Raw genomic sequence first — 26,303 nt, 5'->3', positions numbered from 1 at the left:
ATTGCGGAACACGTCTCACGGTCCGCTATGAGGCAAATGCCGCGTGTATTCCCGCACATTGGCCGTACGGGGCGGCGCCGTGGCGCCGCGGCTGGGGGTGACTCGACTTCCTTCTGCGGAACGGTACTTGAAGGCAGTTGTCCACAGGCGTGTGCACTCCCGCAGAGTTATCCACAGGCTGTGCGAAAGATCTGTGGACATCGAAATCGATCATTCCGAAGGGGCGTCGCGGCAGACGAATTCCTTGGCCGAACCCCTTCCGCACTCACTTTCGGGTGGAAAAGGGTCGCCCCAAAGGGTTGATCGAAGGAAGCGGGTGGACGAAGAGGGGCGCGATGCGCGGGAAGCCCGCCGGGAGGCTCCAGGGGGATTTGTCGACCGAATGACGCTTCCGTGTCGACTTGTCCCCAGGTCGAGATGGCTTCCTGTGGATAACCCCTGTGGATAACGACGATATGCAGGTAGGACCGGTCCGACGTGGTTCAGAACCGGCCGTCCTGGCAGCGCGTCACCCATTCCGCCGCCGCCATGAACTCGCCCTCCGAGGTTCCTGGCAGCGGTGCCCGCACCTGCGCCGCGGTCACGTCCGCACGCGGGTACGAGCCGAGGAAACGCACATCCCGGCAGATGCGCTTCAGGCCCATGAGCGCCTCCGCCATCCTGCGCTCGGAGATGTGGCCGGCCGCGTCGATGCAGAAGCAGTAGTTGCCGATTCCGGCGCCGGTCGGCCGCGACTGGAGCACCATCAGGTTGATGCCACGGGTGGCGAACTCGCCCAGCAGGTCGCGCAGCCCGCCAGGGTGGTCGTCACGCTGCCACAGCACGACGGACGTCTTGTCGGCGCCGGTCGGCGCGGCGGGCCGGGCCGGACGGCCCACCAGCACGAAACGCGTCTGCGCGTTCTCCGCGTCGTGGATCTCCGTCTCCAGCGCCTCGAGGCCGTACCGGGCGGCCGCGAACTCACCCGCGAAGGCGGCGTCGTAACGTCCCTCGCGGACCAGGCGCGCGGCGTCCGCGTTCGAGGCGGCCGACTCCCACACGGCGTCGGGGAGATGGGCCTTGAGCCAGTTGCGCACCTGCGGCTGCGCGGCCGGGTGGGCCGAGACCGTCTTGATCTCGGACAGCTTCGTGCCCGGCCTGACCAGCAGCGCGAAGGTGATCGACAGCAGTACCTCGCGGTAGATCATCAACGGCGCACCCGCGACCAGCTCGTCGAGGGTCGTGGTGATGCCGCCCTCGACCGAGTTCTCGATCGGAACGAACGCGGCCTCGGTCTCGCCGGTCCGGACCGCGTCAAGGGCGGACTGCACGGACACGTACGGAATCAGCTGCCGGGTGGCTGCTTCCGGAAGCGTGCGCAGGGCGACCTCCGTGAAGGTGCCCTCGGGGCCGAGATACGCATAGCTCGCTGGCATGACCTCACCCTAATGGGCCTTGCGGAACGAGGAGCCGGCGTCTCACGTGCGCCGCTCGCGCGAGTGAACCGGCGTGACCCGCCCCCGGCGTGTCTCATCCCTCCAGCAGCCGCTGCCCCACGTATTCACCTTCCAGCGCCCCGCCCGGCACCGCGAACAGGCCGCTCGACTCATGGCGGACGTACTTGGACAGCGCGTCCCCGCGGTCCAGCTTGCGCTGCACGGTGACGAATCCGCGCAACGGATCGGCCTGCCAGCAGACGAACAGCAGCCCCGCGTCCGGAACCCCGTCGGCATCGATGCCGTCGTGGTACGAGAACGGCCGGCGCAGCATCGCCGCGCCCCCGTTCTGGTCGGGGCGGGTGATTCGGGCGTGGGCGTTGATCGGGACGACCAGATCGCCGTTGGCGTCCGTCTTCTCCAGGTCCATCTCGGTCGTCTCGGTCCCGCCGGACAGCGGCGCCCCGTCGGACTTGCGGCGCCCGATGACCTGCTCCTGCGCCTTGACCGACAACTGCTCCCAGTCGTCGAGAAGCATGCGGATCCGGCGTACGACGGCATAGGAGCCGTTGGCCATCCATGCCGGGTCGTTCGACCCCGACTCCGGCACGAAGATCCGCTGGTCGAAGTCGGCGTCCGCCGGCTTCGGATTGCGGGTGCCGTCCATCTGGCCCATCAGGTTCCTGGCCGTCATGGGGTGGGCGGTCGCGCCCGGTGTGCGGTTGAAGCCGTTCATCTGCCAGCGGACCTTCGCCGCCCTGCCCGCGTCCTTCTGGATCGCGCGCAGGGCGTGGAAGGCCACCAGGGCGTCGTTCGCGCCGATCTGCACCCACAGGTCGCCGTTGCTGCGGGACTTGTCGAGCTGATCGGAGGAGAAGTCGGGCAGGGGGTCCAGGGCGACCGGGCGCTGCTTCTCCAGGCCGGTGCGTGCGAAGAAGCTGTGGCCGAAGCCGAAGGTGATCGTCAGCGAGGACGGGCCCGCGTCCCGCGCGATGTCGGTGTCGTCGTGTGCCGCGGCCTCGCCTGCCATCAGCCGTCGGGCCGTCTGCGACCAGCGGCGCAGCAGTGCCGCGGCTTCCTTGCGGCCCGCGCCCGCCGCGAGGTCGAAGGCGACGAGATGGCCGCGGGCCTGGAGTCCCTGGGTGATGCCGGGCTGATGTTTCACGTGGAACATCGCCTGGTTCGAGCCGATCGAGGACAGCGGAGTGGCCTGCGCGGGCGCCGCGGCATAACCGGCTGCCCCGCCCGCGGCGCCGACCACGATCCCGGTGGCCCCGGCGGTGCCGAGCAGCTTGCGCCGTGTCAGGCCCGCCCGGGGTGCGTCGGGGGACAGGGGCTTCTCCGGGGTCTCCGGAAGGGTCTGGTCAGACATGGGTCGTTCAGCCGATCTGCGCGTTCTTGGAGACGGTCACCTGGTCGATGTCGGAGGTCCGTACGGTCACGGCGACCTGCCATTCGCCGGCCATGGGAATCTGGACCTCGTTCGCCGACCAGTGGCCGGTGGTGATGTGGTCGGGGGTGACGGGCAGCGGCCCGATCTTCTTGCTCTCGAGGGTGAGGGCGACCTTCACCTCGGGCACGTCGAAGGCGCGCCCGTTGGGCCGGGTCACATAGACGTGCATCTCGTTGGCGCCGGTTCGCGCGGGGTCGATGTCGACGCTGACGACGCCCTTGCCGTCGGTACCGCCGGTGTCGAAGGACATGTCGAGGGTCACGGCTCCGGAGGTGTCCGGCGAGGACGACGAAGCCGCCGCGGCCGCCGCGGCCGCCTGTTCCGTACGGCCGGGTTCGGTGGAGGTCAGCGCCGTGGCGACGGCGAGCAGGACGACGGCGACGCCCGCCTCGGCGAGCACCGAACGCCGCAGGCCGAGCCGGTGGGGGTCGGCGTCACGCAGCCGCTTCTGCCGCGTCGCGTCCACGGCGGCCCGCTGCCGCGCCAGCTGGACGGCCCGCTCGGCGTCAGTGGACCCGACTCCCGACGCGGACCCGGCCCCTGACCCGGACCCTGACCCGGCCACGGAACCGGCCGCCTTCCCGGCACCCGTCTTCGCCGCAGTCCCTGCCCCCGCCGTCTCCGCAGAAGTCGTCTCCGCGGTCGCCGTCCCCGTGGCTGCCGCCTCCGCGGTCGCCGCCCCGGTCTCCGCCGTCTCCCCCAGTCGGTTGGTCCACCGTCGCGAGATCCGGGCGACGCCGACGAGCAGTGCCACCAGCCCGATCTTGATGAGCAGGAGCTGCCCGTAGCGGGTCTCGGTGAAGGCGGACCAGGAGCCGAGCTGGCGCCAGGACTGATAGGTGCCGGTCACGACGAGGGTGACGACACTGCCGAAGGCGACCCGTGAGAACCGGCGGACGACCGACGCCTCCACCGGAGCGTCGCCCCGGTACAGCGCCACCAGGAGCGCGCACAGTCCGCCGAGCCAGCAGGCGACGGCCAGCAGGTGGACGACGTCCACCGGCATCGCGATGCCCGGCTGGAGCCCGGTGGACGCGTGCTCGGCCATCGCCCAGCTTGCCGCGAGCCCGGCCGCCACGACGGTTCCGCCGATGGCGAGTCCGAAGGTCAGGTCCCGCTTCTCCTCGCCCTCCCGCTTGTCGTACGCGCCGAAGAGCACCGCGATGAACAGCGCGGCCGCGGCGAGCAGCAGCAACCGGGAGACGAGCGCGGCGCCCGGCTTGGTCTGCAGGACCTGTCCGAGCAGTTCGAGGTCGAAGACGTCGCCGATCCTGCCGGAGCCGGTGTAGGAGCCGCGCAGGAGCAGCAGGAGGAGTGTGGCGGAGGTGAGCGCGAGCCAGCCGGAGACGACGAGCCGCTGCACGGCCCGCACACCGGCGCCGCCCGGCCAGCAGCCCAGGACGAAGGCGGCCCCGCCGGCCAGGACGACGAATCCGGCGTACGACAGGTACCGCCCGAAGCCGTACAGTCTGCCGACGAATCCTCCGCCGGCCTCCCGCGCGGTCGCCGGGACGCTGGTCGCGGAGGGGGCGCCGATGGAGAAGGTGTAGGCGCCGGCGACGGGATGGCTGTCCGCGGACACCACCTGGTAGGTCACCGTGTACGTGCCGTCGGGCAGCCCCGAGTGCAGCCGGACGGCGTAGGTGGTGCCGCCGACGGCGGACGGCTCGCCGGTGTCGACGCGCCTGCCCTTCGGGTCGAGCACGCGCACGGAGCCGGCGCCCGTGGAGACCTGCTCGGAGAAGGTCAGCGAGACCTGGGCGGGCGCCTTCTCGACCACCGTCCCCTGCGCGGGGTCGCTGCCGGTCAGCGCGGCGTGCGCAAAGGCCTGTCCGGCGCCGGCGAGGAGCGCGCCGGTGACGGCCAGGAACAGCAGCACCAGCGTCCGGATCCTGGGGGCGATGGTCGTGGGCAAGGCGGTCCCTCCCTCAGCTTCCGGTGTTCGGGGTGTAGGTGGCGGACTCCACCGGCATCTCGACCTCGACGGTCCCGGAGTGGGCGAAGTGCAGTTCCACGGTCACCTTCTCGCCCTGCAGCGGCTTCCGCTTCAGCTTTTCGAACATCAGGTGGTTCCCGCCGCTGGCCAGCTGGAGCCGGCCGTCCGCCGGCACCTCCAGGGAGTCGACCTCCCGCATGGCTCCGCCGACGGTCTCGTGGACGGTCACGCTGCCGGCGACATCGCTGGTGACGGAGGTCAGCTCGTCCTTCGTGCCGCCCTTGTTGGTGATGGTCAGGAAGCCCGCGGCCATGGAGGCGGAGACCGGCTGCGGCATGTAGGCGGCACTGACGGACAGCTCGGCCGCGGTGTCGACGGAGCCGGATCCGGAACCGCAGCCCGCGAGGACCAGGGCGGCGGTCAGGGCGCCGGTCAGCGCCGCGGCGCGGGCGGCGGGTCGCTTCACGGGTTCTGCCCCTTGACGATCCTGGGCAGGTCCTTGACGTAGTCGTCGACCTTGGCGTCCTCGCCGTAGAGGAGGTACCCGCCGTCGGTCTTCGGGGAGAAGGCGATGACCTGGGTGCCGTGGGTGGAGACGACCTTGCCGTTCTTGTCCTTGTGCGGCGGTTCGATGGAGATGCCGAGGGCGCGTGCGGCGGTCTGGATGGTGGCGAAGTCACCGGTCAGGCCGACCACCTGGGAGTCGATGCCCTTGAGCCAGGCGCCGAGCGCGGCCGGGGTGTCGCGCTCCGGGTCGGTGGTGACGAACACGACGCGCAGGGCGTCCTGGTCCGCCTCGGGCAGCTGCTTCTTCGCGACGGCGATGTTGTTCATCGTCAGCGGGCAGACGTCCGGGCAGTGGGTGTAGCCGAAGTACACCAGCGTCGGGCGGCCCGCGGTCTCCTTGCGGAGGTCGTAGGGCTTGCCCTGGGTGTCGGTCAGGACCAGGTCCGGCTTGGTGAAGGGCTGGTCGAGCACGGTCGCGGCCTGCTGCGAGGGGTTTTCGGAGACGACCGCGACGGGGCCGGCGCCGCTGTCGTCACCGCCGCAGGCGGAGAGGGTGAGGGTGGCCGCGGCGAGCAGTGCGGCCGCGGCGAACGTCTTCTTGCGCATGGAGAGATGTCCCAGTGGTGTGAACTCCGGTGCGCGCCGGGGGTGTGGAGACCCCCGGCGCGCACCGCGGACGAGCGGGCCTCAGGAGGCGTCGGTGGCCCGGCGGCGGCCGGCGAGGACGCCGTAGGCCACACCGGCGGCACCGACGACGATGCCGACGACGCCCAGGACCCGGGCGGTGGTGTCGGTGCCGTCGGAAGAGTCGGCGGCCTCGGTGGCGGCGGCCGGCTCGGCGTCACCGGACTTGTCGGACGACTCCTTTGCGCCCGAACCGTGGGAGTGGTCGTCCTCGGCGGCGGACAGGGCGAGCACCGGCGCCGGGTTCGCCGGCTCCTCGGCACCCTCCTCCTGCACCTCGATCCAGCGCACGACCTCCTTGTTGGAGTACGTCTGGATCGCCTTGAAGACGAGCTGGTCGGCGTTCTCGGGCAGCGCGCCGATGGAGACCGGGAACTGCTGGATGAAGCCGGGCTCGATGCCCTTGCCGTCGGCGGTCCAGGTCACCTTGGAGACGGCCTCGGAGATCTGCCGCCCGTGCACCTCCAGCGGCTTGGCGAGCTTGCTCTTGGTGATCGTGATCTTCCAGCCGTCGATCTTCTGCGGCATCACCGAGGAGAGGGGGGTGTCGGCCGGGAAGTTGACCTCCAGCCCGGTGGTCGAGGCGTTGTCGCGCTCGTTGGGGACGCGGAAGTTCACGACGGCGTAGCCGCCCTTCGCGGCCGTGCCCTCCGGCTGCACGCTGACGTGCGCGAAGGCGGGCGAGGACAGGACGAGAACGGCGGACCCGGCGACGGCAGCGGCGGCGGCGAGGCGAGAAACCTTCAGGGCAGGCTTCATGACAGTGAGCACTCCACTTCGAGTGAGGTACGACAGTGAGGAACGGTGAGGTCCGACCGCGAGGGGTCGGGCGTGGGCACGAGGAAACGTGCGCACGCGCGCGTGCCGCACGACGGCGGCCGCCCCTCCCCGTGAAGTGGAGTGCTGGTCGCGTCGTGTCAGGCGGCGAGGACGAGAGGGGCGGCGGCCGGTGGACCGCGCCTGATCACCGTGTGCTGGAGTGCCTCGGCGGGCGGCCTGGGGGAAGGCAGCAGCGCGGTGCGCGGAACGCGCGGACCGGCCCCCGGGAGGGCGGGCAGTCCGGCGAGCAGGGCGCGCACCAGGGCGAGCGCCCCGCGCAGGGACCGTACGCACGCGGCTTCGGCGACGCCGTGTGCGGACAGGTCCATGAGCCGCAGCAGGGCCGCGTCACCGTGCCGCAGCAGCCATCCGGCGGCGACGGCCGCGAGGACGTGGGCGAGCAGCATCGGCAGGGACGGCAGCAGCGCCATCGACGAGCCCGTGGTGTCGGCCAGGGCGTCCGCCGGGTGGTGCATGGACCCCATGCCGGCCCCGGTACCCGTGCCGTCACCGCCAGGCTGGAGCCGGGCCTCGACGAGGATCTTCTGGGCCTGCGCCGGGCTCAGTGCGGCCGCGGTCGCCCCGCACACGAGCCGCGCGGCCCGCTCGATCAGTGCGGCGTCGGAGGCTGCGGTGGTCGTCGTGGTCGACGCGACGGCCGTCGATGCGTGCTGGCCGAGGCCGAACAGGGTGTGCAGGACGGTCTGCCCGACGGCGAGCAGGGCCGCGATGCCCGGCAGCGACCGCTCGCGCCCGGCGAGCGGCAGCACGACCGCGAGGGCTCCCAGGAATCCGGCGCCCAGCGTCCACAGCGGGACGGCGGCGCAGGAGGCGAGCGTGTGACCGGCCCCGGCCAGCACGACGCAGACCGCGGCGAACACCGCGGCCCGCAGCAGCCGGAGAGCGACTCCGGAGCGCGCCGTGCGCTGGTGGGGGTCAGTCATGGCGGGCTCATCATCGCACTGGCCCTGCGGCGGCCGTACGCCAGGTCCGCAGGATTCCCCCCGGACCGGAAGATCACCTTCTGATGCGACGGGTATGGGTGGTCCCCGTGGGACGCGCATACACCGTTCTCCGCGGACCTCACACCCGCCATATGGGCGGCATCACGCGGAAATCGTGCTTACTCACGGTTCAGGGCGGCAATACGTATCGGTATGTCGAGCCGCGGCCTGGAGGCTGGAGCATGAGCATCTGGTGGTCACTCCATCTGCGGCGCGAGGCCGCGAGCGTGCCGCTGGCCCGGCGTCTGCTGCTCGGCACGATGGAGACGGCGGGTGTCGACCCCGACGTCTCGTACGACCTCTCCGTCGCCCTGAGCGAGGCCTGCGCCAACGCCGTCGAGCACGGCGGGAGGAGCGCGGCGCACGGTGGCTGTTCGGAGGCCTACCGGGTCACCGCCTACCTCGACGGCGAGAAGTGCCGCATCGAGGTCGCCGACTCGGGCCCCGGCTTCACGGCCGAACGCGCCGCCCCCGCCCCCGCGCACGCGGATGCCGAGGCGGGCCGCGGCCTGTACCTCATCCGGGAACTCGCCGACCACGTCCACATCGGCAACGAGCCGGGTCTCGGCGGTGCCGTGGTCAGCTTCGACAAGATCCTCAAGTGGCGCAAGGGCGCACCGCTGATGGCCGTCTGACGTCCCGTCGGCAGGACGGACCCGGCTCCGACGGCACTCACAGCCGCTTGCCAGCTTCCACCCACGTCCCTGACGGGTCGCCTTCCTAGGTTTCGTGTCCATGACGGGAAACCACAAAGACACCTCCATCACCCGGCGCCGCGCCCTCGCGGTGACCGGCGGCACGGTCGCGGCCGGCGGCCTCGCCGTCGTCGGCTACCAGTCGGCGTTCGCCGGCACGGCGACGGAAACGGAAGCCACGACGGCCGCGGCTTCGGCGACCTCGGCCGACGGCGCCTGCATGACGCTGATGTCGAGCGTCACCGAGGGGCCGTACTACCTCGACGGTGCCTTGGTGCGCAAGGACATCACCGAGGGCAAGAGCGGCGTCCCGCTGACCCTGCGCCTGACCGTCGTGGACGCCACCGACGGCTGCACTCCGGTGCCCGGCGCGGCGGTGGAGATCTGGCACTGCGACGCGTGGGGCTACTACTCCGGCTACACCACCGCCAACCCCGGCGGCTCGGCCCCGGCCGAGAGCGAGGACGGTTCGACCGCCGACGACGACACCTACCTGCGCGGCTACCAGATCGCCAACGCAGGCGGAGTCGTCAAGTTCGAGACGATCTTCCCCGGCTGGTACACACCCCGCACCTGCCACATCCACCTCAAGGTCCACACCGGCGGCGAGAAGGAGGACGGCACCTACGAGGGCGGCAAGGTCAACCACACCGGCCAGCTGTTCTTCGCCGACGACATCGCCGAGGAGGTCTTCACGCTGGAGCCCTACGCCCAGCACTCCGGCACCTACACCAGGCTCGACGACGACATGGTCTACGACGGCGGCGGCGCCGCCAGCGGCCTGCTGACCCTCAAGCCCGTCAAGAAGGCCGACCCGTCCAAGGGCTACAAGGGCTCCCTGACCCTGGGCGTCGACCCCGACGCGGAGAACACCGGCGCGGGCAGCGGCGGCGGCACCCCGCCGGGCGACGCCCCGACCGGCACCCCGCCGAGCGGAGCCCCGAGCGGCACCCCGACCGGTGCTGCGCCGAGCGACGCCCCGACGGCCTCCGCGTCCTCGTAGGTACGGCGATGAACAGCCGCGAGGACGAGAGGCTCGCACGGGCTGCCGTGGCCGCGCTGACCGGTCAGCTGGCCCTGGTTCCCAAGCCCGGGCTGCCCGACCCGCGCGACCTCGCCGCCCGCGTCACCCGCCGCGACCACCGCCGACTGCGCTGGTCGGCGAAGGCGCTCGCGCCCGGCCTCGCGGCGATGGCCGGCGCCGCCCGCCGCACCGGTGAACCCACCCCACGGCTGCGTGCCGAACTGGGCGCGATCGGGCGGTGCGCCGAGCACGCGGTGGGGCTGGCCGGAGGCGGCCACCGGGGCGCGCTGTGGACCCTCGGCCTGCTGGTTTCGGCGGCCGCGCTGGATCCCCGCGCGCGGGGTGCCGAGGTCACCCACATCGCCAAACGGATCGCCGCGCACACCGACCGGGGCGCCCCGCGCCGTCCGTCGCGCGGCTCGACGGTGTCGGCGAGGTACGGCGCGGCCGGCGCCCGGGGCGAGGCGCGGGCCGGGTTCCCGCACGTCCGGCGGGCGCTGGCCGCGCTCACCGGGGCCCGCTCGGCGGGCGCGAGCGAGGCGGAGGCCCGGCTCGACGCCCTGCTCACCGTCATGTCCACGCTCCAGGACACCGAACTCCTCCACAGCGCGGGCCCGGTGGGCCTGCGGCACGTCCAGGCGGGCGCCCGTGCCGTCCTCGAGGCGGGCGGCACGGCGACGGGGGCGGGCCGCACGGCCCTGACCGCGCTCGACGCCGACCTCCACGCGCGCGGGTGGAGCCCGCGCGGCAGCGCCGGCCTGCTGGCGGGCGCACTGTTCGCGGACACCCTGCCGCTCCCGCCGCGCAGCCCCCGCTGACCGGGGCCGGCCGGGCGGCGCCGGGTCCTCCGGCGTCCCCCGCCCGGCCTCAGCCCGCCGCGCCGCCGGGCCCATGCCGTACGAGGCCGTCCGCAGCTCCGCCCGCCCGCGCGGATCGCCGTAGTCGTACGCCAGGGAGGGTGCCGTGGCGATCGCCCGGCGCAGCGCGCGCAGCCAGGCCGCCGCCGGGAAGGCACCGACGTCGGGGCTGCCGGGCCGCAGGTCGAAGCGGGGCTCACGCGCGCGTGCCGCGACGGCCGGCGGCTCGGCGGCGGCGGAGGACAGCGCGGCGACCCGGGTGCCCGACCCCTGGCGTGCGGTCAGGTAGCCCTCGGCGACCAGCTGGTCGTAGGCGGCCTTGACGGTGTTGCGCGAGATGCCGGCCTCGGTCGCGAGCCGCCGGGTGGCCGGCAGCCGGGTGCCCGGGGCGAGCCGCCCGCCCCGCACGGCGTCCCGCAGCGCCCGCTCCAGCCCGGCCCGCCGCCCCTCGTTGCCGTCGGTCTCCAGATGCAGGTCGACACCGGCCCCTGACCAGAGGCCGTCCACGAAGCCCTCCCCCCGGGTACGTGCACGTGTACGTGAAGCGGACACGGCGATGGCCGGGCACCGTACCGGTACCCGGCCATCGGCCCGGTGTCAGCCCTTGAGCGAAGCCATCCACGCCTCGACCTCGGCGGACCGCCGCGGCAGACCGTCGGACAGGTTGCGGTTCCCGTCCTCGGTGACCAGGATGTCGTCCTCGATCCGGACGCCGATCCCGCGGTACTCCTCCGGCACGGTCAGGTCGTCGGCCTGGAAGTACAGCCCCGGCTCGACCGTCAGCACCATGCCCGGCTCCAGCGTCCCGTCGACGTACGACTCCACGCGCGCGGCGGCACAGTCGTGGACGTCCATGCCGAGCATGTGCCCGGTGCCGTGCAGCGTCCAGCGGCGCTGCAGGCCCAGCTCCAGCACCCGCTCCACGGGCCCCTCGACCAGACCCCACTCGACGAGCCGCTCGGTCAGCACGCGCTGCGCGGCGTCGTGGAAGTCGCGGTACTTGCCGCCCGGCCGCACGGCCGCGATGCCGGCCTCCTGGGCGTCGTACACGGCGTCGTAGATCTTCTTCTGGATCTCGCTGAAGCGGCCGCCGACCGGCAGCGTCCGCGTGACGTCGGCGGTGTAGTACGTGTGCGTCTCGACGCCCGCGTCCAGCAGGAGCAGGTCGCCGGAGCGCACGGGCCCGTCGTTGCGCACCCAGTGCAGCGTGCAGGCGTGCGGGCCGGCGGCGGCGATGGTGCCGTAGCCGACGTCGTTGCCCTCCACGCGCGCGCGGAGGAAGAACGTGCCCTCGATGTAGCGCTCGCTCGTCGCCTCGGCCTTGTCGAGGACCTTCACGACGTCCTCGAAGCCGCGGACCGTCGAGTCGACGGCCTTCTGCAGCTCGCCGATCTCGAACTCGTCCTTGACCAGGCGGGCCTCGGAGAGGAAGACGCGCAGCTCCTCGTCGCGCTCGGCGGTGACCTTGTCGGTCAGCGCGGCCTCGATGCCGGCGTCGTGGCCGCGCACGACCCGCACCGGGCCGGTGGCCTCGCGCAGCAGGGCGGCCAGCTCACGGACATCGGCGGCGGGGATGCCGTACAGCTTCTCGGCCTCGGAGAGGGAGTGCCGGCGGCCGACCCACAGCTCGCCCTGGCCGGAGAGCCAGAACTCGCCGTTCTCACGGTCGGAGCGCGGCAGGAGGTAGATCGTCTCGGCGTGGCCCTCGCCCCTGGGCTCCAGGACCAGCACGCCGTCCTCGGTCTGGTTGCCGGTGAGGTAGGCGTACTCGACCGAGGCGCGGAAGGCGTACTCCGTGTCGTTCGAGCGGGTCTTCAGGTTGCCGGCGGGGATCACCAGACGCTCGCCGGGGAAACGGGCGGAGAGCGCGGCGCGGCGGGCGGCGGTCTCGGCGGCCTGGGCGATCGGCTCCAGGTCACGCAGCTCCGTGTCGGCCCAGCCGGACTTCATGTTCTCGGCCAGCTCGTCGGACACGCCCGGGTACAGGCCGTTCTTGCGTGGCTTGACGGTCTCTTCTTCAGCGGTCTCCGGGGTCTCCGGGAGCTCTTCCGCCACGGTCATCCTCCTCGATACGGCACTGGGCCCCCTCCATCGTACGGTCGTACAGAAGGGGGCCCAGGGGCGAAGGACCTCTTGCCGTTCCGGGAAGGGGGCGGGCCGGACGCCCTGCTCCGGTCCTCACTCGAAGCGCGCCGCGAGCAGGACGACGTCGTCCGCGACGTCGGCCGCGTCCAGCCCTTCCGGCAGTACCGTCCGCAGCACGTGGTCGGCGACCGCGCCCGGGTCGTGCCGGATCGACCGGGGGACCCCGGCCGCGGCCGCGTGCAGCCGGGCGAAGGCGCGGTCGACGGGGTCGCCGGTACGGTGCAGCAGGCCGTCCGTGTAGAGCAGTACCGTCTCCCCGGCCTCGGCCTCCAGCTCCACGCTCGGCGCCTCCCAGCAGGCCAGCATGCCCAGCGGCGCGGACACGGACGTCTCGACGAACTCGGTGCGCCGCGCGCCCACCAGCAGTGGCGGGCAGTGTCCGGCACCGGCCAGGGTGATCTTGCGCAGTGCGGGCTCGCAGTAGGCGAACAGCGCGGTGGCCGACCGGGCGGGCTCGGTCAGCCGCAGCAGCAGCTCCAGGTCGGACAGGACGGCGACGGGGTCCTCGCCCTCCATCACGGCGTACGCCCGCAGGGAGGCGCGCAGCCGTCCCATCGCGGCCACCGCGCTCGGCCCGGAGCCGGTGACGGAGCCGACGGCCAGGCCCAGCGCCGCGTCGGGCAGCGGCAGCGCGTCGTACCAGTCGCCGCCGCCGTGCGGTCCGGTGCGGTGCCGGGCGGCGAGCTGGACGCCGGCCACCCGCGGCAGCCGGGAGGGCAGCAGCTCCTCCGTCATCGTCGTCATGCACGCGCGGGCGCGTTCGAGTTCGAGGAGGCGTGCGAGGTGCTCGGCGGCGTGGCGCACGTACAGCCCGACCAGGTGGCGCCGGCGCTCGACCGGCTCGGCGGGCTCGTCGTAGAGCCAGACGGCCGCGCCCAGGCGGTCGGCGCCTTCGCCGGCGGTCAGGGGCAGGGCGTAGCTGGCGGCGTAGCCGAGGCGGGCGGCCACCTCGCGGTGCCGGGGGTCGAGGCCGTCCTCGGAGAGCAGGTCGGGCTGGGCGATCTCGCCCTCGCCGCCGGGCAGCCCGTCGAGGATGCGGCCGTACGGCATGGAGCTGCGCGGCACGGTCTCGATGTGGCCGAGGTCGGCGCGGCCGAGGCCGAGGCCGATCGTGGTGTCGGGGCCGAGGCCGTCGGCGGGTTCCAGGACGACGAGCCCGCGCCGGGCGCCCACCAGGGCGGATCCGGCCCGCAGCACTTCCTGGAGGGCGTCGGGCAGGGTGGCCGTACGGGCCAGGCGTTCGGTGAGTTCGTGGAGGGTCGTGAGATCGGAGACCCAGCCGGCCAGCCGGTCCTGGAGGAGGGCTCCCGCGCCGGGGGGAACCGGTGGGGCGGCCGGGGCGGCGGATGCGGGCGCGACAGTGTGTGCGGGCGAGGGAACCGTTGAATCGATTCCGGCCACTTTGGAGGGGTGAGGGGCGTTCATGGCGTCCGGCTCTCGGACCGGTGCGTATTGCTCAAAAGCATCGCAAACCCCCATGTCGTTCTGCGCTGCCAGCGGTGTCTCCACATGTACACGCACTCGTGAGGGGATGTCCAGCATTGTCCTGCTGGGATCGCTGGTGTCCGCGGGGTCGGAGGGTTTGTCGGTCACGCTTTGTCCGGCTCCCTTGCGCAATAGCGAAGTTGGCTGAAAACTGCATCAGGTAACAGGTGTTTGCGGTCGACTGGGTTTGCTCCACGGAGCGTCACAGCGGTCGTGATGGGTACGTACTCGGTTAGGACCAGGGGTCGTTGGGAGCCACCCGGAACCTGGTGACCCGCCCCGGCGTCCTAGCCACCGACGACCGTGCCCCATCCTCCCGTGGTGGAGGCGGAGAGAAATACGCGCACGGCAAAACGCCAGACTTCGCCACCCCACGCCAGGCCCATGCTCGAGGTGGGCGCAGTATTGGACGGAGTGGCCGCGCAAGCGCAGCCAGTGCTCGACCCCCAGGGGGTTTCCCTTGTCTCGGACAGGGGTGTGATGCGCCAACAGGTACGCACAGTGAAGTGATCGACACATGGTGTGATGTGACCCACGGTGTTGCCAGCGGTGCAACGGAAAGGAACGAGCGCTCATGCGCGAGATCCTCGGAAGGCGACGCAGGCTCCTGTCCCGGCGCAGCGACGGGGGGCCTGAACTGATCGACGCGGCCCTCACCTTCGCGACGGAGTGGCAGTGGCCCGTACTCCCGGGCGTGACGGCGAACCCACGGGGCACCTCCCGGTGCGGCTGCCCCGACCCGGAATGCTCGGTGCCCGGCGCCCATCCCTTCGACCCCGGCCTTCTGACGGCCACCACCGACGCGCGCATGCTCCGCTGGTGGTGGGCCAACCGCCCGACGGCACCGATCGTCCTGGCCACCGGCGGGAAGGCGCCCTGCGCGGTCAGCCTGCCCGCCCTCGCGGCCTCCCACGCGCTCGTCGCGCTCGACCGGCAGGGCATGCGCCTCGGTCCGGTGGTCGCCTCGGCCACCCGCTGGTCGATCCTCGTCCGGCCCTACTCCATGGAGCAGTTGGGCGAGCTGCTGTACGCCAAGGACTTCGTCCCCGGCTCACTGCGCTTCCACGGGGAGGGCGGCTACCTCGCCCTGCCCCCCTCGGAGACCGGCCAGGGCGACATCCGCTGGGAGCGCGCGCCGCTGCCCGGTTCGGCCTCGCCCTGGGTGCCCGACGTGGAGGCCGTGGTGGACGCGGTCGTCGACGCCCTCACTCGTACGGGTGTGAGCGCGCCCGAGTTGTAAGGGTGTCGGGCGCCCACCGGAGGGCATGCCCGCCTCCGCTCGTTATCTTCCGCACCATGCAGCGACATTCTGGGGGACCGCCCCCGGGCCCCCGATGGCTCCGTCTCCTCGGCCTCGGGGGCACCGTGGTGTGCGTGATCGCCCTGCCCCTGGCGATGGCGTCCGCGGGGCCGGCGGGCGGCGGACCCCGCCCGGCCGAGCGGCGGGACGTGGCCCCCGGCACCGACTACCGCGCCGGCCGGCCGTCGGCCGGCCACGGTACGGACGCCAAGGCGCCCCCCGCCGAACCCTCCCGCACACCTCTGCTGCTCGGTCTCGGGGTGGCCACCGCGGCCCGCTGCGGTCCCGAAGTCACCTCGCCCGAGGGTGTCGAGGCGCAGACCTGCGTGCTCACCCAGGGCGAGGCCACCTGGGCGCGCACCTACTACCGCAACGTCACCGGCAGCGCCCTGGAGGCCGCCCTGAGCTTCATGGGGCCCGACGGGCGCACGGTGCAGACGCGGTGCGCGGTGGGCGCCGACGACGAGCCGGGCACCTGTGAGACACCCCGTGGACGAAGCCGGGGCGGGCCCGCGGACCACACCGCGGTGGCGGAGTTCGCGCGGGCGGCCGGTGCCGGACCGCTGCTGCTGCGTTCCGCCAGCAACTCCGGTGCGGATGAGAGCAGTTGAGGACATGCGCCGGACGGGCTCGGGACGGGGCGCCGGGCCAGGTGACGGGGCCGGGACGGGGCCGGGCATGGAAAGACCCGGTTGCTGGCGACGGGGGATGCACCAGCAACCGGGCTATTGGAACGGTAACAAGAGATCGGCTCCAAGCAAATTCGATCTCATGTTTTCATCGGCTTTCCGGACACCGGCAGATCGGCGCTTATGGCGTCGACTCGCCTTGTTTCAACGGGAGTTGTGAGCGGAGTCACGCCGCACCGGGCCGCGTCCGGGCGTCAGCTGAGCGTCACCTGCCGGTTGGTCAGGCCTCCGCGCGCGCGGCGCTCGTCGGTCGTGAGCGGGGTGTCCGAGGCCAGCGCGGTGGCGAGCCGCTCGGCGAACTCGGCGGCCGGCTTCTCCACGTCCGCGGCCGAGACCCCGCTCGGCAGGTCCCAGACGGGCACGGTCAGGCCGTGCGCCCGGAAGGAACCCACCAGCCGGGTGCCCTCGCCCAGGCTCGACCGACCCGCCGCGTGCAGTCGCGCGAGCGCGTCCAGAAGCCGCTCCTCCGGATGCGGCATGACCCAGCGCAGGTGGTTCTTCTCCGGGGTCTCGCACCAGTACGCGGCGTCGACGCCGGTCAGCTTCACGGTCGGGATCGCCGCCGCGTTGGCCCGCTCCAGGGAGGCGGCCACCTCCGGCGTGGCGTTCTCCGGGTCCGGGACCCAGAACTCGAACCCGCTGTGCACAACTGGCTCGAAGGCGCCTTCGGGGTCGAGCAGATCCTGCATCCGCGGGCCGTCGGCCGGCGCGCGCCGGGCCTGCACGGGCGTGCCCGGTTCCGCCTCCAGCGCCCGCAGGAGGGTGTCGGCGAGGTCGCGGCTGATGTCGCCGGAGGGGGTGTCGTTCTGCAGCCCCAGGAGGACCGAGCCGTCGTCGCGGCGCAGGGCCGGCCAGGCCATCGGCAGCACCGTGGCGAGCGTGACGGAGGGGACGCCCTCGGGCAGGCCGTCCTTCAGGGGCAGTTCGACCGTGGCGGCCGGGACCAGCTCGCGCAGCGCCACCCAGTCGCCCTCGCCCGGCAGGCCCTCGAAGGGGCGCTGGACCAGCTCGGTCACGGCGTGGGCGGCGGCCCGGCCGTGGCAGGCCTTGTAGCGGCGGCCGCTGCCGCAGGGGCAGGGCTCCCGCGCGCCGACGACCGGGATCTCTCCCTCGGTGAGCTGCGGCCGCGTGGCCTTCGTCTGAGGTCGCTTCTTGGCCATCTGGGTGTCTCCCGGGTACGGCTCGTCTGGTACTGGCGGGAGCCTAGCCGTTCGCGCCGGGAGTCACGGGACCCTGTGGACGACGACCGGGCCTGTGGACAGCCGCGGCGGGCCGCCGCAACGGCCGGCGGGCGGTCGCACCGGGGCCGGTCACCCGGCCCGGTCGCAGCGCCCGCCGGACGGGGTGCCGGACGGCGGGAACGCGACGGCAGGGCCTAGTCGAGGTCGTCGAACGCGTCCGTGAAGTCCAGGCCCGGCATCGAGGCCACCGGCGGTGCCCCGACCCGGGAGGCGAAGTCGTCCCGGCGGCAGCCCGCGTCTGGGTCGTACACATCCGCGTGGACCACGACCCACACCGTGACCTCACCGCGGGCGTCGTCCCGGACGCCCCAGTCGTCGGCCAGCGCAGTGATGATGTTGAGTCCGCGTCCGCCGTGCGCCGTGACGGAGGGGGTCGCCGGGGCCGGCCGGGTCGGCCCGCCGCCGTCGGTCACCTCGACGACCAGCCGGCCGGCGGGGTCCACCCGCCACGCGGCCCGCACATCCCCGTCCCCGGCCAGGGCGTCGCCCAGCGGACGGCCGTGTTTGCACGCGTTGCTCAGGAGTTCGGAAAGGATCAGTACGGCATCGTCGATGATCGCCTCCGAGACCCCGCCCGTACGCAGTTGATCGCGCATACGGTGTCTCGCCTCACCCACGCCCGCAGGGCCATAGGGTACGGCCATGCTTGACGACGTGGGCACCTCTTGTGCCACCACCAACGCCACCCCCGAGACCTCCTTCGCCCCACGCCACGGTGTGGATGCCCCATTGGCCTGTACCGGAAACCGGCCAATCCCCGTCCCGTGACGCACTCACAACGGTCGAACACGGAGCGAATGCGCCGGAGCACTCCTGGTGAGCAGAAGGTCGTCGTGTGGCTGGATTTCTTCAGTATGGCTGAGAAGCGAGGATGGTTCAGGCGGCGCTTGTGGTCAAGAGGTGTGGATGGGACCAGTGGGGCTTCCGAGACTTTCTGTTTCTTCCCACGGAAGCGGCGCGGGTGCCGACCGTGAGACCGGGCGCTCAGCGGCCCAGCTGGTTCAGCACCCCGCGCGGGCGGTTCGTGATGATGGCGTCGACGCCCAGCCGGACACAGAGGTCCACGTCCTCCGGTTCGTTCACCGTCCATACGTGCACCTGGTGGCCGGCCCGTTTCAGCCGCTCCACGTAGGCGGGATGACTGCGTACGATCCGCATCGAGGGCCCCGCGATCCGCACGCCCGCCGGCAGCCGGCCGTCGCGCAGCCGGGGTGAGACGAACTGCATCAGATAGACCGTGGGCAGCGTCGGCGAAGCGGCACGCACGCGATGCAGCGAGCGCGCCGAGAAGCTCATCACCCGCACCGGGGAGGCGTCGGCCGTGGTGGGCGCGTCCAGGCCGAACCGCTTCAGGAGCACCAGCAGCCGCTCCTCCACCTGTCCCGCCCAGCGCGTCGGATGCTTGGTCTCGACGGCCAGCTCCACCCGGCGCCCCGCGTCGGCGACCAGTTCCAGCAGTCGTTCCAGGGTGAGGACGGAGGTGGCGTCCCGGTCTTCCGGCCGTACCTCCCAGTCGGGCTCCTCGTCGCGCGTGTTCCAGGCCTCCCGCGCCGCCCGCGTCTTCCAGGAGCCGAAGTCCAGGGCCGCCAGGTCCGCGAGCTCCAGCTGGGAGACCGCGCCGCGGCCGTTGGACGTACGGTTGACGCGGCGGTCGTGGACGCAGACGAGGTGGCCGTCCGCGGTCAGTCGTACGTCGCACTCGAGGGCGTCCGCGCCGTCCTCGATCGCCTTGCGGTACGCGGCCAGGGTGTGTTCGGGGGCATCCTCGGAGGCCCCGCGGTGGGCGACGACCTGGATGCGTTGCTGCTGCCGTGCATGGGTCACCGCGTCATGGTGCCACCGGTGCGGGGTACGCGTCCGGCGGGCCGGATCGCCGGCGTCGGCGAGCGGCCGTCTGAGAACCCTGTGAGAACCCGCTGAGATGTTCCGACGATGTGCCGTTCATGTAGAAAAATGCACCATATAAAGAATGGTCAAGGACCCACAGGCACCGCTTATGGTGCTCTGACGGCCCGTGGGAAAAGCTGACACGTACAAAAGCACATGCACAGCTGCATCGCGCGGGGTCGACGACAAGCGTGAACGAGCGTGACCGAGTGCGACCGAGAAAAACAGCCGTGGACCGAGGAGAAGAGCTGTGAGCACCGAGAACGAGGGCACCAACGAGGGCACCCCGGTTCCCCCGGCCCCGTCCGCACCCCCCGTGCCGGTGGAATCTCCCACGGCCTCCCCCCATCAGGCCGCCCCCGACACCGGCGCGCCCACCACACCACTGCCCGCCGCCCCACTGCCCACGACGCCTCCGCCGGCCGCGCCCCACGCCTCGCCGGGCAGCACCCCCGAGGGCGACTGGCCGCCGCCCACCGCCCCCAGCGCGGCCGCCCCGGCGGACGCCGCCTGGCCGCCCCCGCAGTCACCCGCCCCGGCCTACGCCGACGACGGCTTCGGCGCGCACTCGGCGCACCCCGGGAACCCCGGTGGCCCCGGAGCCGGCACCACCGCCTGGGGCGCCGCCCACCAGCAGCCCGTCCCGCCCAAGGCCCGCCGCGGCCGCGGCGGCCTCGCCGCCGCCGTCCTGGTCGCCGCCCTCGTCGCGGGCGGTCTCGGCGGCGGTCTCGGCTACACCCTCGCCAAGAACGACGACACCGGCTCGACCACCGTCTCCGCCTCCGACAGCGGCGGCTCCGTCAAGCGCGACCCGGGCACCGTCGCCGGCGTCGCCGCCAAGGCACTGCCCTCCACGGTCACCATCCAGGCCGAGTCCAGCGACGGCGAGGGCGGCACCGGCACCGGCTTCGTCTTCGACACCCAGGGCCACATCGTCACCAACAACCACGTCGTCGCCGACGCGGTCGACGGCGGCAAGGTGACCGCCACCTTCCCGAGCGGCAAGAAGTACGACGCCGAGGTCGTCGGCCACGCCCAGGGCTACGACGTCGCGGTCATCAAGCTGAAGAACGCCCCCTCCGACCTCAAGCCGCTCACCCTCGGCGACTCCGACAAGGTCGCCGTCGGCGACTCGACGATCGCCATCGGCGCGCCCTTCGGCCTGTCCAACACGGTCACGACCGGCATCATCAGCGCGAAGAACCGCCCCGTGGCCTCCTCCGACGGCACCGGCAGCAGCTCCTCCTACATGAGCGCCCTCCAGACGGACGCCTCCATCAACCCGGGCAACTCCGGTGGCCCGCTGCTCGACGCCCAGGGCAACGTGATCGGCATCAACTCCGCGATCCAGTCCACCGGCAGCGGCGGCCTGGGCGGCACCACCCAGTCCGGCTCGATCGGCCTCGGCTTCGCCATCCCGATCAACCAGGCCAAGTACGTCGCCCAGGAACTGATCAAGGACGGGCAGCCGGTGTACGCCAAGATCGGCGCCTCCGTCTCCCTGGAGGAGTCCACGGACGGCGCGAAGATCACCGACCAGGGCGCGGGCGGCGCCGCCGCCGTCGAGGCGGGCGGCCCCGCGGCCAAGGCCGGCCTCAAGCCCGGCGACGTGATCACCAAGCTCGACGACAGGGTGATCGACAGCGGCCCGACCCTCATCGGCGAGATCTGGACCCACAAGCCGGGCGACAAGGTCACGATCACCTACGAGCGCGACGGCAAGACCCGCACCGTCGACCTCACCCTCGGCTCCCGCAAGGGCGACAGCTGACGCTCCGGCGCCCCCGCAGGGCACCACGCGCTCACGGCCACCCGTTACTCTTGTCCCCGCGTCGTCCGGCCGAGGCCGACGCGGGGAGGCGTGCCCGAGCGGCCTAAGGGAACGGTCTTGAAAACCGTCGTGGCAGCGATGTCACCGTGGGTTCAAATCCCACCGCCTCCGCGCAGGTCAGAAGCGTTGCAGGTCAGAAGGGGTGCCACTCTCCGGAGCGGCACCCCTTCTGCGTGCACCTTGTCTCACCCTGGCCCGCCGGTATCCCACCTCTGACCAGCGCGTGCGGCCAACCTGCGGCCAAGATTTACGGCTCCTCGGTCCCGCCCTCGTGCTCCGCCAACCCCTGCTCGATCAGCGTGTTCATCCTCGCCTCCTCGCCGTCCAGGACTTTGGCGTAGTAGCGCTGGAGTACGGCAACGCTCTGGCCCGCGCGCCGGGCTGTCTCGGCGAGGCTCACCCCAGAGCGGAGCCAGAAGGACACGCAGGCGTGCCGCAGGTCGTACGGGATGGCGGCCAGAGGAGAGGCGACCTGCGCGGCGGTGAGCGCCTTCCTTCGAGCCTCCTTCCACACTGCGCCATACTCCTGCGACCGGACGGGCCCACCCCGTACGGCGCTGAACAGCCGCCCCTCGGTCGTGGTCCCGCACTCTTCGAGGTGAGCGCGCAGGATGGCGACCAACACCGGAGGGATGGGCACCGGTCGGACCGCACGGCGGGCCCGGTGCTTGAGCTGCCGCTCCTCGTACGGCTTGCCGTCGTCCGTCCAGGCAGATCCCACCTGCGGCCGGGCGCCGGCGAGCATGAGCCGTCCCCACCCTTTCTCGGGGAGGTCGCACTGCTCAGCGCTCAGCATGGACACCTCCTCAGGGCGCATGGCCGCGTAGTACATGCACGCGAAGAACGCGACCAGGTGGGCGCCGCGCGGGCCCTGAGCGCGGACCGCATCCAGCAGCGCTCGCGCTTGTGCCGGTGTCGCGACGCTGCGCACGTCCAGCTCTTCTACCGCCTTGGGTGTCTCCCAGTGCACGCGGTGCAGAGGGTTGCCGGGCAGCAGCTCGTGTTCCACGGCGAGGCGCAGGCAGTTGCTCAGAACCGCGCGGCGGCGCCGGAACGTGTTGGCGGCGGCCGGCTTGCCGTCCTGCCGCTTGGCCAGGTGTTCCAGCACGATGCGTACGCGCTTCGCACTGTCCAGGTCGACCACGGCCGGCGCGTTCCGTTCCACCCACGCCAAGGCCTTGGCCTCTGCTTCCGGCGGTTCCTGGTCGTGGCGTCCGGCGTTGAATCCCCACTGATAGAGCGCACGGCGCAAGAGGTCATCTGCCGGACGTCCCTTCCCTGTCGGACACAGAGCCATCGTGGCGATGGTCAGGCTCTCCGCGATGCTCGCACGGTGCTTGGCCGCCGCAGTCGGCCACTTCCGCGCAGCGTGCGAACGCGCGTGGGCGTACCAGCTAGTACGGTTCCGCTCGCGCACCTCCGACACCGGGAGTCCGGTCTCGGTGTCGAACGGCTCGCCCTTGCGGGCTGCGGTCAGCAGCTCCGCGCGGCGGGCGTCGGCGAGCGTCTTGGTTGTGAACTTCTCCTGACGCTCCGTCCCGTCGACCTGCCAGCGGAGTTGGAACGGAGCGGCTTTGCTCGGACGCTTCCGGACGCTCCAAATGCGCACGTCGTAGCTGTGCATTGTGCTCCTTCACGGGGAAGGGGACCCCGCCATACAGCGGGGTCCCCTTCGGGTCGGTCAATGGTCAGGCTGCGATCTCGTGCTCGGCCCACCACGCGTCCAAGTCGCTGCGTCGGCATCGGATCTGCCCGTTTGGCAGCTTGATGAGCTTCGGCGCCTTGCCACGGGCGCGCATGCGGTAGAAGGCGGCGCGGCTCATGTCGATCTCTTCGAGGACTTCGGGGAGCTTGAGCATCTGGGGGCGGGCCAAGGTGCGACTCCTTCTCTGGTCTCTCTCCTCTGGGGAATCCGCCACGTCCGCCACGCCGCCACATCGCAGGTCAGAGCCTTGATCGTGTGGCGGATAGCGGTTTTGTGGCGGATAGATGCCGCCACACCCGGCAGGTGCGGCGGCATTGGGGAAGTTGGTTCGGTCAGCCGGTGAAGGCGGGCTGTGTGGCGGTTTCCGCGGACACGTGGCGGATCGCCGTGGCGGTATCCGCCACAAGTTCACCCCTGTTGACCTGCGATGTGGCGGACGTGGCGGACGTGGCGGATTCTCCGGGGGGCGGAGGACAGTAGCGGGTCCAGGCGTCCGTGAGGTCTTCCGCGTAGTACCCCTTGGGGAAGCCCGAGGGGGTGCGGATGCCGCGGGGCTTGATCGGCTTGTTGGCTGGGGTGACGTACTGCCCGAGCAGCCGGGCGAGGGTGCGGGAGTTGATCGGCTTATCGTCCAGGTCTCCCCACGGGCCGTCGTCCATGCGCAGCAGGCATTCGATGATCGCGGCGGTGGGCATGCGGTCGGCGCCGCAGAACACCTTGTCGCGCAGGTCGGTCAGCAGCCGGACCCCGAGGGAAGCTTCGTCGTTGTCGTGGGCTGCGCTGATCAGTTCCAGGCAGGCGGCGCGGGCGCGGGCCGGCCAGTCGTCGCCGGCCGCGTCGGCGACGGCGAGGAGGGGCTCCCACACGTCGGCGGGCCGGTCGGTGACGCCCTCGGGCATCTCGGGCCAGGCGTCGGTGACCTGCTCGCGGACGGTGTCGGCCCACTTGGCGAGGCGGTCCCGCAGGGCGTGTCCCTGCTTGTCATGGATGCGCTGCCGGTAGGGCTCCACCTTCTCGTTCGGGGCGCGCTTGCGCATGCGGATGATGACCGAGCGGGTCAGGACGGTGTCGGGTAGGGAGCCGAGTCCAGCCATGGCCACGGCGCAGTAGGAGCCGAAGACCTGCGCGTTCTGGTTCGAGCCGTCGCCCACGCAGCGCAGGGCGCCGCCGATGCGGCGGTAGCCGGCGTTCAGGAAGCCGCGCAGTGCCTCATCGGCGCCGGCCTTGGGGCCGAAGATGGTGTCGACCTCGTCAAACAGGACGGTGGGCAGGCCTTCGGCGGATTCGACCAGCCGATAGAGGGCGTTGGCGGACGCGGAAACGGTGGTGACTGGGCGAGGGGTGAGGAGCTCCACGATCTCCAGCGCGCGGGACTTTCCCGATCCCGGCTCGGGGGAGAGGAAGGCGATCCGGGGTGTGGTCTCGAAGCAGTCGATCAGGTGGGCGTGGGCGTCCCACAGAGCTACGGCGACGTAGGCGGCCTCGGTGGGGAAGACGTTGAAGCGGCGGTGGAATGCCTCCACCTCGTTCAGCAGCGCGGCTCCGTCGATGGGCGGCGTGGTCGTGCTGGTCGCGTTCATGCGGCGTTCCTCCCTTCCTGGGAGCTCCGGAGCGGGCATAGGTCGCGGTGAGCGGTGTGCGAGGCGATCAGGGCGAGCACCCGGCCATGGCCGACGGCGCTGCGGTCCCGGCCGCACGCACACCTCGAGGTGGCCGTCGGTGTCGCACCGCGCGGCGCGGCAATGTGCAGCCATCCGATCGGGTACCGGCCGTCGCCGCAGTGCGGGTCAGAACCAAGGGCAGAAAGGACGCCCTGACGGGCGGCGACCTTCCCGCCTACGACCGCAGTCGGCGCGGCCGGTACAGCGTCCTGCGGGCCGTCCGTCGGGGTGTGCGGCTGATGAGTCATGCTGCCGCTCCCTGGTTGGCGTTGAGGCCGTTGGCGACCGCCCTGCGCGCGTACGTCTCGGGGACGCCGACCATGACGGCGGCGGCCACGATCTCCTCGCCGAGCAGCTCCAGCCCGCAGGGGCCAGGGCACGCGGTGTGCTGGACGGCGAGGAACCGCGCAACCCCGAAGGCCTGCGATCCCGCCCCCGACTCGATACGGGCCCGTACGAGGGCGAGACCACGTTCGAGGCCAGTGCGCACGAAGCGCTCGGTGTGCCGGCATCCGGTGGCAACCGTCCGGTCCCAGGTGGCCCGCCGGGGGAGGGAAGAGACCACCTCCCCGCGGGCGGGGGTGGTGTCTTCCTTCGCGGTCAGCGCGCGGACGGCCGGCGGGAGCTCCCGAAGAGAGCCGGTGCCGTGGCCCAGCCATCGGGCGTATGACATGTGGGACTTGATGTCGACTCCGGGCCGCACGGCGTTGGCTGAGCGCATCACGCCCCGGTAGATCCAGTGCTCGCCGCGGGGCGTCGGCACAACGCGGGTCGTGGGCAGGGTGGTGCGGGCCCAGGTGACAGCGTCCGCGTTGTCGAGGTCGACCACGGTTACTCCGGCCCCGCCGGGGTGGTAGCCGACCGCCACGGCATCCCGCCACGCGGACGCCCACGACGGCGAGGTGAGCACGTGCGGGTCGGTGGTGGCGGCGGCCCACGCGTGGCAGACGCCGGGACAGCGGCAGGGGCCTGGGGCCTTCATGTTCGGCCGTCCGCCGCACGCGTTGCTGGTGCAGGTGGGGCAGTTGCCGAACGGGACCTTTCCCGCTCGTAGGGGCAGCACTGGCACGTCGTGCGAGGCGAGCATGAGCGCGGTGTCCATCAGGGTCGGAACGGCGGTCACGCGGCCACCTCCAGCGCGGGGGAGAGTAAGGCGAGAACTCGCCCAGGGACGGTGGGTTGGGTCATGCTGGATGTCTCCAGTTCGGTGAAAGCGTGCTGGATTGGCGGCGGCCCCGGTTCTTGGTCGGATGGGGGCCGCCGTTGCCGTGTCAGTGGTGAAGTTCGTTGCGGTTGCGGGCGATCAGCCCATACGCGGGCGCCGTGATCGTGTTGTTCTGCTGTTGGACGGGCCCGGTGTAGTGGTGGTGGGTTTGGTTGTGGGTGGCCTTGATCGCGCGCACGGCCGAGCTGATCGCGGCGGCCACGGCGGCGACGGCGCCGATCGGGAGGGTGACGAACAGGACGCTGGTCAGGGTCACGGCGGCGAATCCTTGGCAGGCGAGCCAGATCCCGCACCCGAGCCCGACGCAGCCGGCGCCAACGCCGATCCCGACGACCGCGGTCCCGGCGGCCCAGGCGGGCACGATCCGGTTGTCCGGCTGGGGGACGGGCGGGGTGGTGCCGTAGGCGGGCGGCGGGGTGGTGTCGCGGTAGGCGGTGGGGAACTGCGGCACGGGCCGGTAGGCCTCGGCGATGATGCGGCGGGCCTCTTCGGTGGCTTCGGTGTCGCTCATCCGCGTGTACGAGGGGAGCGGGTCGGGGGTGCTCTCGGCGGGGGTGTCGGCGTGCACAACGGGGTCCCTTCGACTCAGGGTTCGGTGACGTTGCGTGACTGATCTAGTGGGGCGTACTGGGTAGTGGGGCCCCAGTGGGGGATTCCTGTTCAAAGCCCTGTGCGCCCCAGTAGGACCCTTTAGTGGGTAGTGGGGCGTCCCCCCACTACCCACTACTCAGTAGCGCTGT

At 72.0% G+C, this 26,303-nt stretch carries 23 protein-coding genes, 1 tRNA gene and 1 pseudogene; 7 read left to right on the top strand and 18 right to left on the bottom strand.

Annotated elements, in window-relative coordinates:
- Positions 1 to 482: 482 nt before the first annotated feature.
- The 7 genes from pheA to ACIP5W_RS05960 form a co-directional block, all read right to left on the bottom strand.
- On the bottom strand, positions 483 to 1,415 hold the full coding sequence (pheA, locus tag ACIP5W_RS05990; protein ID WP_401467350.1) for a prephenate dehydratase: 933 nt from the start codon (positions 1,413 to 1,415) through the stop codon (positions 483 to 485).
- A gap of 94 nt (positions 1,416 to 1,509) precedes the next feature.
- Positions 1,510 to 2,787 carry an iron uptake transporter deferrochelatase/peroxidase subunit gene (gene efeB, locus ACIP5W_RS05985; RefSeq protein ID WP_401467347.1) on the bottom strand — a complete coding sequence of 426 codons (1,278 nt, stop codon included), beginning with the start codon at positions 2,785 to 2,787 and terminating at the stop codon, positions 1,510 to 1,512.
- A 7-nt stretch (positions 2,788 to 2,794) separates the two neighbouring features.
- Complete coding sequence (locus ACIP5W_RS05980; RefSeq protein ID WP_401467344.1) at positions 2,795 to 4,783, bottom strand: copper resistance CopC/CopD family protein; 1,989 nt, start codon at positions 4,781 to 4,783, stop codon at positions 2,795 to 2,797.
- Positions 4,784 to 4,796: 13 nt separating this feature from the next.
- Positions 4,797 to 5,270 carry a copper chaperone PCu(A)C gene (locus ACIP5W_RS05975; RefSeq protein WP_401467342.1) on the bottom strand — a complete coding sequence of 158 codons (474 nt, stop codon included), beginning with the start codon at positions 5,268 to 5,270 and terminating at the stop codon, positions 4,797 to 4,799.
- Positions 5,267 to 5,917, bottom strand: a complete 651-nt coding sequence (locus tag ACIP5W_RS05970) for an SCO family protein (protein ID WP_401467340.1) — start codon at positions 5,915 to 5,917, stop codon at positions 5,267 to 5,269. Before ACIP5W_RS05970 ends, ACIP5W_RS05975 begins: the two co-directional genes overlap by 4 nt.
- A gap of 81 nt (positions 5,918 to 5,998) precedes the next feature.
- The gene (locus ACIP5W_RS05965; protein WP_401467990.1) at positions 5,999 to 6,742 is read right to left on the bottom strand and encodes a YcnI family protein; all 744 of its coding nucleotides are present in this window, start codon (positions 6,740 to 6,742) and stop codon (positions 5,999 to 6,001) included.
- Positions 6,743 to 6,912: 170 nt separating this feature from the next.
- Positions 6,913 to 7,758, bottom strand: a complete 846-nt coding sequence (locus ACIP5W_RS05960; protein ID WP_401467337.1) for a hypothetical protein — start codon at positions 7,756 to 7,758, stop codon at positions 6,913 to 6,915.
- Between the two features lie 242 nt (positions 7,759 to 8,000).
- On the opposite strand from ACIP5W_RS05960, the gene ACIP5W_RS05955 reads away from it, so the two are divergent.
- The 3 genes from ACIP5W_RS05955 (at position 8,001) to ACIP5W_RS05945 (ending at position 10,355) form a co-directional block, all read left to right on the top strand.
- The gene (locus tag ACIP5W_RS05955) at positions 8,001 to 8,453 is read left to right on the top strand and encodes an ATP-binding protein (protein WP_401467334.1); all 453 of its coding nucleotides are present in this window, start codon (positions 8,001 to 8,003) and stop codon (positions 8,451 to 8,453) included.
- A gap of 100 nt (positions 8,454 to 8,553) precedes the next feature.
- Complete coding sequence (locus ACIP5W_RS05950; protein WP_401467331.1) at positions 8,554 to 9,516, top strand: intradiol ring-cleavage dioxygenase; 963 nt, start codon at positions 8,554 to 8,556, stop codon at positions 9,514 to 9,516.
- Positions 9,517 to 9,524: 8 nt separating this feature from the next.
- Positions 9,525 to 10,355: a triphosphoribosyl-dephospho-CoA synthase gene (locus ACIP5W_RS05945; protein WP_401467328.1), complete on the top strand. Its 831-nt coding sequence runs from the start codon at positions 9,525 to 9,527 to the stop codon at positions 10,353 to 10,355.
- A 57-nt stretch (positions 10,356 to 10,412) separates the two neighbouring features.
- Here ACIP5W_RS05945 and ACIP5W_RS05940 read toward each other — a convergent pair.
- From ACIP5W_RS05940 to ACIP5W_RS05930, 3 genes and pseudogenes are all read right to left on the bottom strand, one after another.
- Positions 10,413 to 10,901: pseudogene (locus tag ACIP5W_RS05940) on the bottom strand (GntR family transcriptional regulator); the annotation flags it as partial.
- Between the two features lie 90 nt (positions 10,902 to 10,991).
- Positions 10,992 to 12,455: an aminopeptidase P family protein gene (locus tag ACIP5W_RS05935; protein ID WP_401467325.1), complete on the bottom strand. Its 1,464-nt coding sequence runs from the start codon at positions 12,453 to 12,455 to the stop codon at positions 10,992 to 10,994.
- Between the two features lie 117 nt (positions 12,456 to 12,572).
- A complete protein-coding gene (locus ACIP5W_RS05930) occupies positions 12,573 to 14,081 on the bottom strand; it encodes a PP2C family protein-serine/threonine phosphatase (protein WP_401467987.1) in 1,509 nt (502 codons plus the stop codon).
- Positions 14,082 to 14,598: 517 nt separating this feature from the next.
- Between ACIP5W_RS05930 and ACIP5W_RS05925 the strand changes: the two genes are divergently transcribed.
- Complete coding sequence (locus ACIP5W_RS05925; RefSeq protein WP_401467322.1) at positions 14,599 to 15,264, top strand: bifunctional DNA primase/polymerase; 666 nt, start codon at positions 14,599 to 14,601, stop codon at positions 15,262 to 15,264.
- A gap of 56 nt (positions 15,265 to 15,320) precedes the next feature.
- Positions 15,321 to 15,935, top strand: coding sequence for a hypothetical protein (locus ACIP5W_RS05920; RefSeq protein ID WP_401467319.1), 615 nt, complete (start codon positions 15,321 to 15,323; stop codon positions 15,933 to 15,935).
- 272 nt (positions 15,936 to 16,207) lie between these two features.
- Here the strand turns inward: ACIP5W_RS05920 and ACIP5W_RS05915 are convergent, their stop codons facing one another.
- The 3 genes from ACIP5W_RS05915 to ACIP5W_RS05905 form a co-directional block, all read right to left on the bottom strand.
- A complete protein-coding gene (locus tag ACIP5W_RS05915) occupies positions 16,208 to 17,173 on the bottom strand; it encodes a DUF5926 family protein (RefSeq protein ID WP_398094559.1) in 966 nt (321 codons plus the stop codon).
- Between the two features lie 215 nt (positions 17,174 to 17,388).
- The gene (locus ACIP5W_RS05910) at positions 17,389 to 18,027 is read right to left on the bottom strand and encodes an ATP-binding protein (protein WP_401467316.1); all 639 of its coding nucleotides are present in this window, start codon (positions 18,025 to 18,027) and stop codon (positions 17,389 to 17,391) included.
- Positions 18,028 to 18,238: 211 nt separating this feature from the next.
- Positions 18,239 to 19,078 carry a glycerophosphodiester phosphodiesterase gene (locus ACIP5W_RS05905; protein ID WP_401467313.1) on the bottom strand — a complete coding sequence of 280 codons (840 nt, stop codon included), beginning with the start codon at positions 19,076 to 19,078 and terminating at the stop codon, positions 18,239 to 18,241.
- Positions 19,079 to 19,391: 313 nt separating this feature from the next.
- Between ACIP5W_RS05905 and ACIP5W_RS05900 the strand changes: the two genes are divergently transcribed.
- Together ACIP5W_RS05900 and ACIP5W_RS05895 are read left to right on the top strand one after the other, a co-directional pair.
- Positions 19,392 to 20,912: a S1C family serine protease gene (locus ACIP5W_RS05900; RefSeq protein ID WP_401467310.1), complete on the top strand. Its 1,521-nt coding sequence runs from the start codon at positions 19,392 to 19,394 to the stop codon at positions 20,910 to 20,912.
- A gap of 84 nt (positions 20,913 to 20,996) precedes the next feature.
- Positions 20,997 to 21,083: transfer RNA gene (locus ACIP5W_RS05895), tRNA-Ser, on the top strand.
- 136 nt (positions 21,084 to 21,219) lie between these two features.
- Here the strand turns inward: ACIP5W_RS05895 and ACIP5W_RS05890 are convergent.
- The 5 genes from ACIP5W_RS05890 to ACIP5W_RS05870 all read right to left on the bottom strand — a co-directional run bounded on the left by ACIP5W_RS05890 (position 21,220) and on the right by ACIP5W_RS05870 (position 26,131).
- On the bottom strand, positions 21,220 to 22,596 hold the full coding sequence (locus tag ACIP5W_RS05890; protein WP_401467307.1) for a tyrosine-type recombinase/integrase: 1,377 nt from the start codon (positions 22,594 to 22,596) through the stop codon (positions 21,220 to 21,222).
- Between the two features lie 64 nt (positions 22,597 to 22,660).
- Positions 22,661 to 22,846, bottom strand: a complete 186-nt coding sequence (locus ACIP5W_RS05885; protein WP_401467304.1) for a helix-turn-helix transcriptional regulator — start codon at positions 22,844 to 22,846, stop codon at positions 22,661 to 22,663.
- Between the two features lie 163 nt (positions 22,847 to 23,009).
- Positions 23,010 to 24,257 (bottom strand): DUF3631 domain-containing protein, encoded by a 1,248-nt coding sequence (locus tag ACIP5W_RS05880; protein WP_401467301.1) that lies wholly within the window; start codon positions 24,255 to 24,257, stop codon positions 23,010 to 23,012.
- 325 nt (positions 24,258 to 24,582) lie between these two features.
- Positions 24,583 to 25,440 (bottom strand): DNA primase, encoded by an 858-nt coding sequence (locus tag ACIP5W_RS05875; RefSeq protein WP_401467984.1) that lies wholly within the window; start codon positions 25,438 to 25,440, stop codon positions 24,583 to 24,585.
- A 169-nt stretch (positions 25,441 to 25,609) separates the two neighbouring features.
- Positions 25,610 to 26,131: a hypothetical protein gene (locus tag ACIP5W_RS05870; RefSeq protein ID WP_401467298.1), complete on the bottom strand. Its 522-nt coding sequence runs from the start codon at positions 26,129 to 26,131 to the stop codon at positions 25,610 to 25,612.
- Positions 26,132 to 26,303 lie beyond the last annotated feature (172 nt).

The organism is Streptomyces sp. NPDC088766 (assembly GCF_044750845.1).
Lineage (GTDB): Bacteria > Actinomycetota > Actinomycetes > Streptomycetales > Streptomycetaceae > Streptomyces.
Note: the sequence above shows the minus strand (reverse complement) of the source record. Positions and strands in the feature narration are given on the sequence as shown.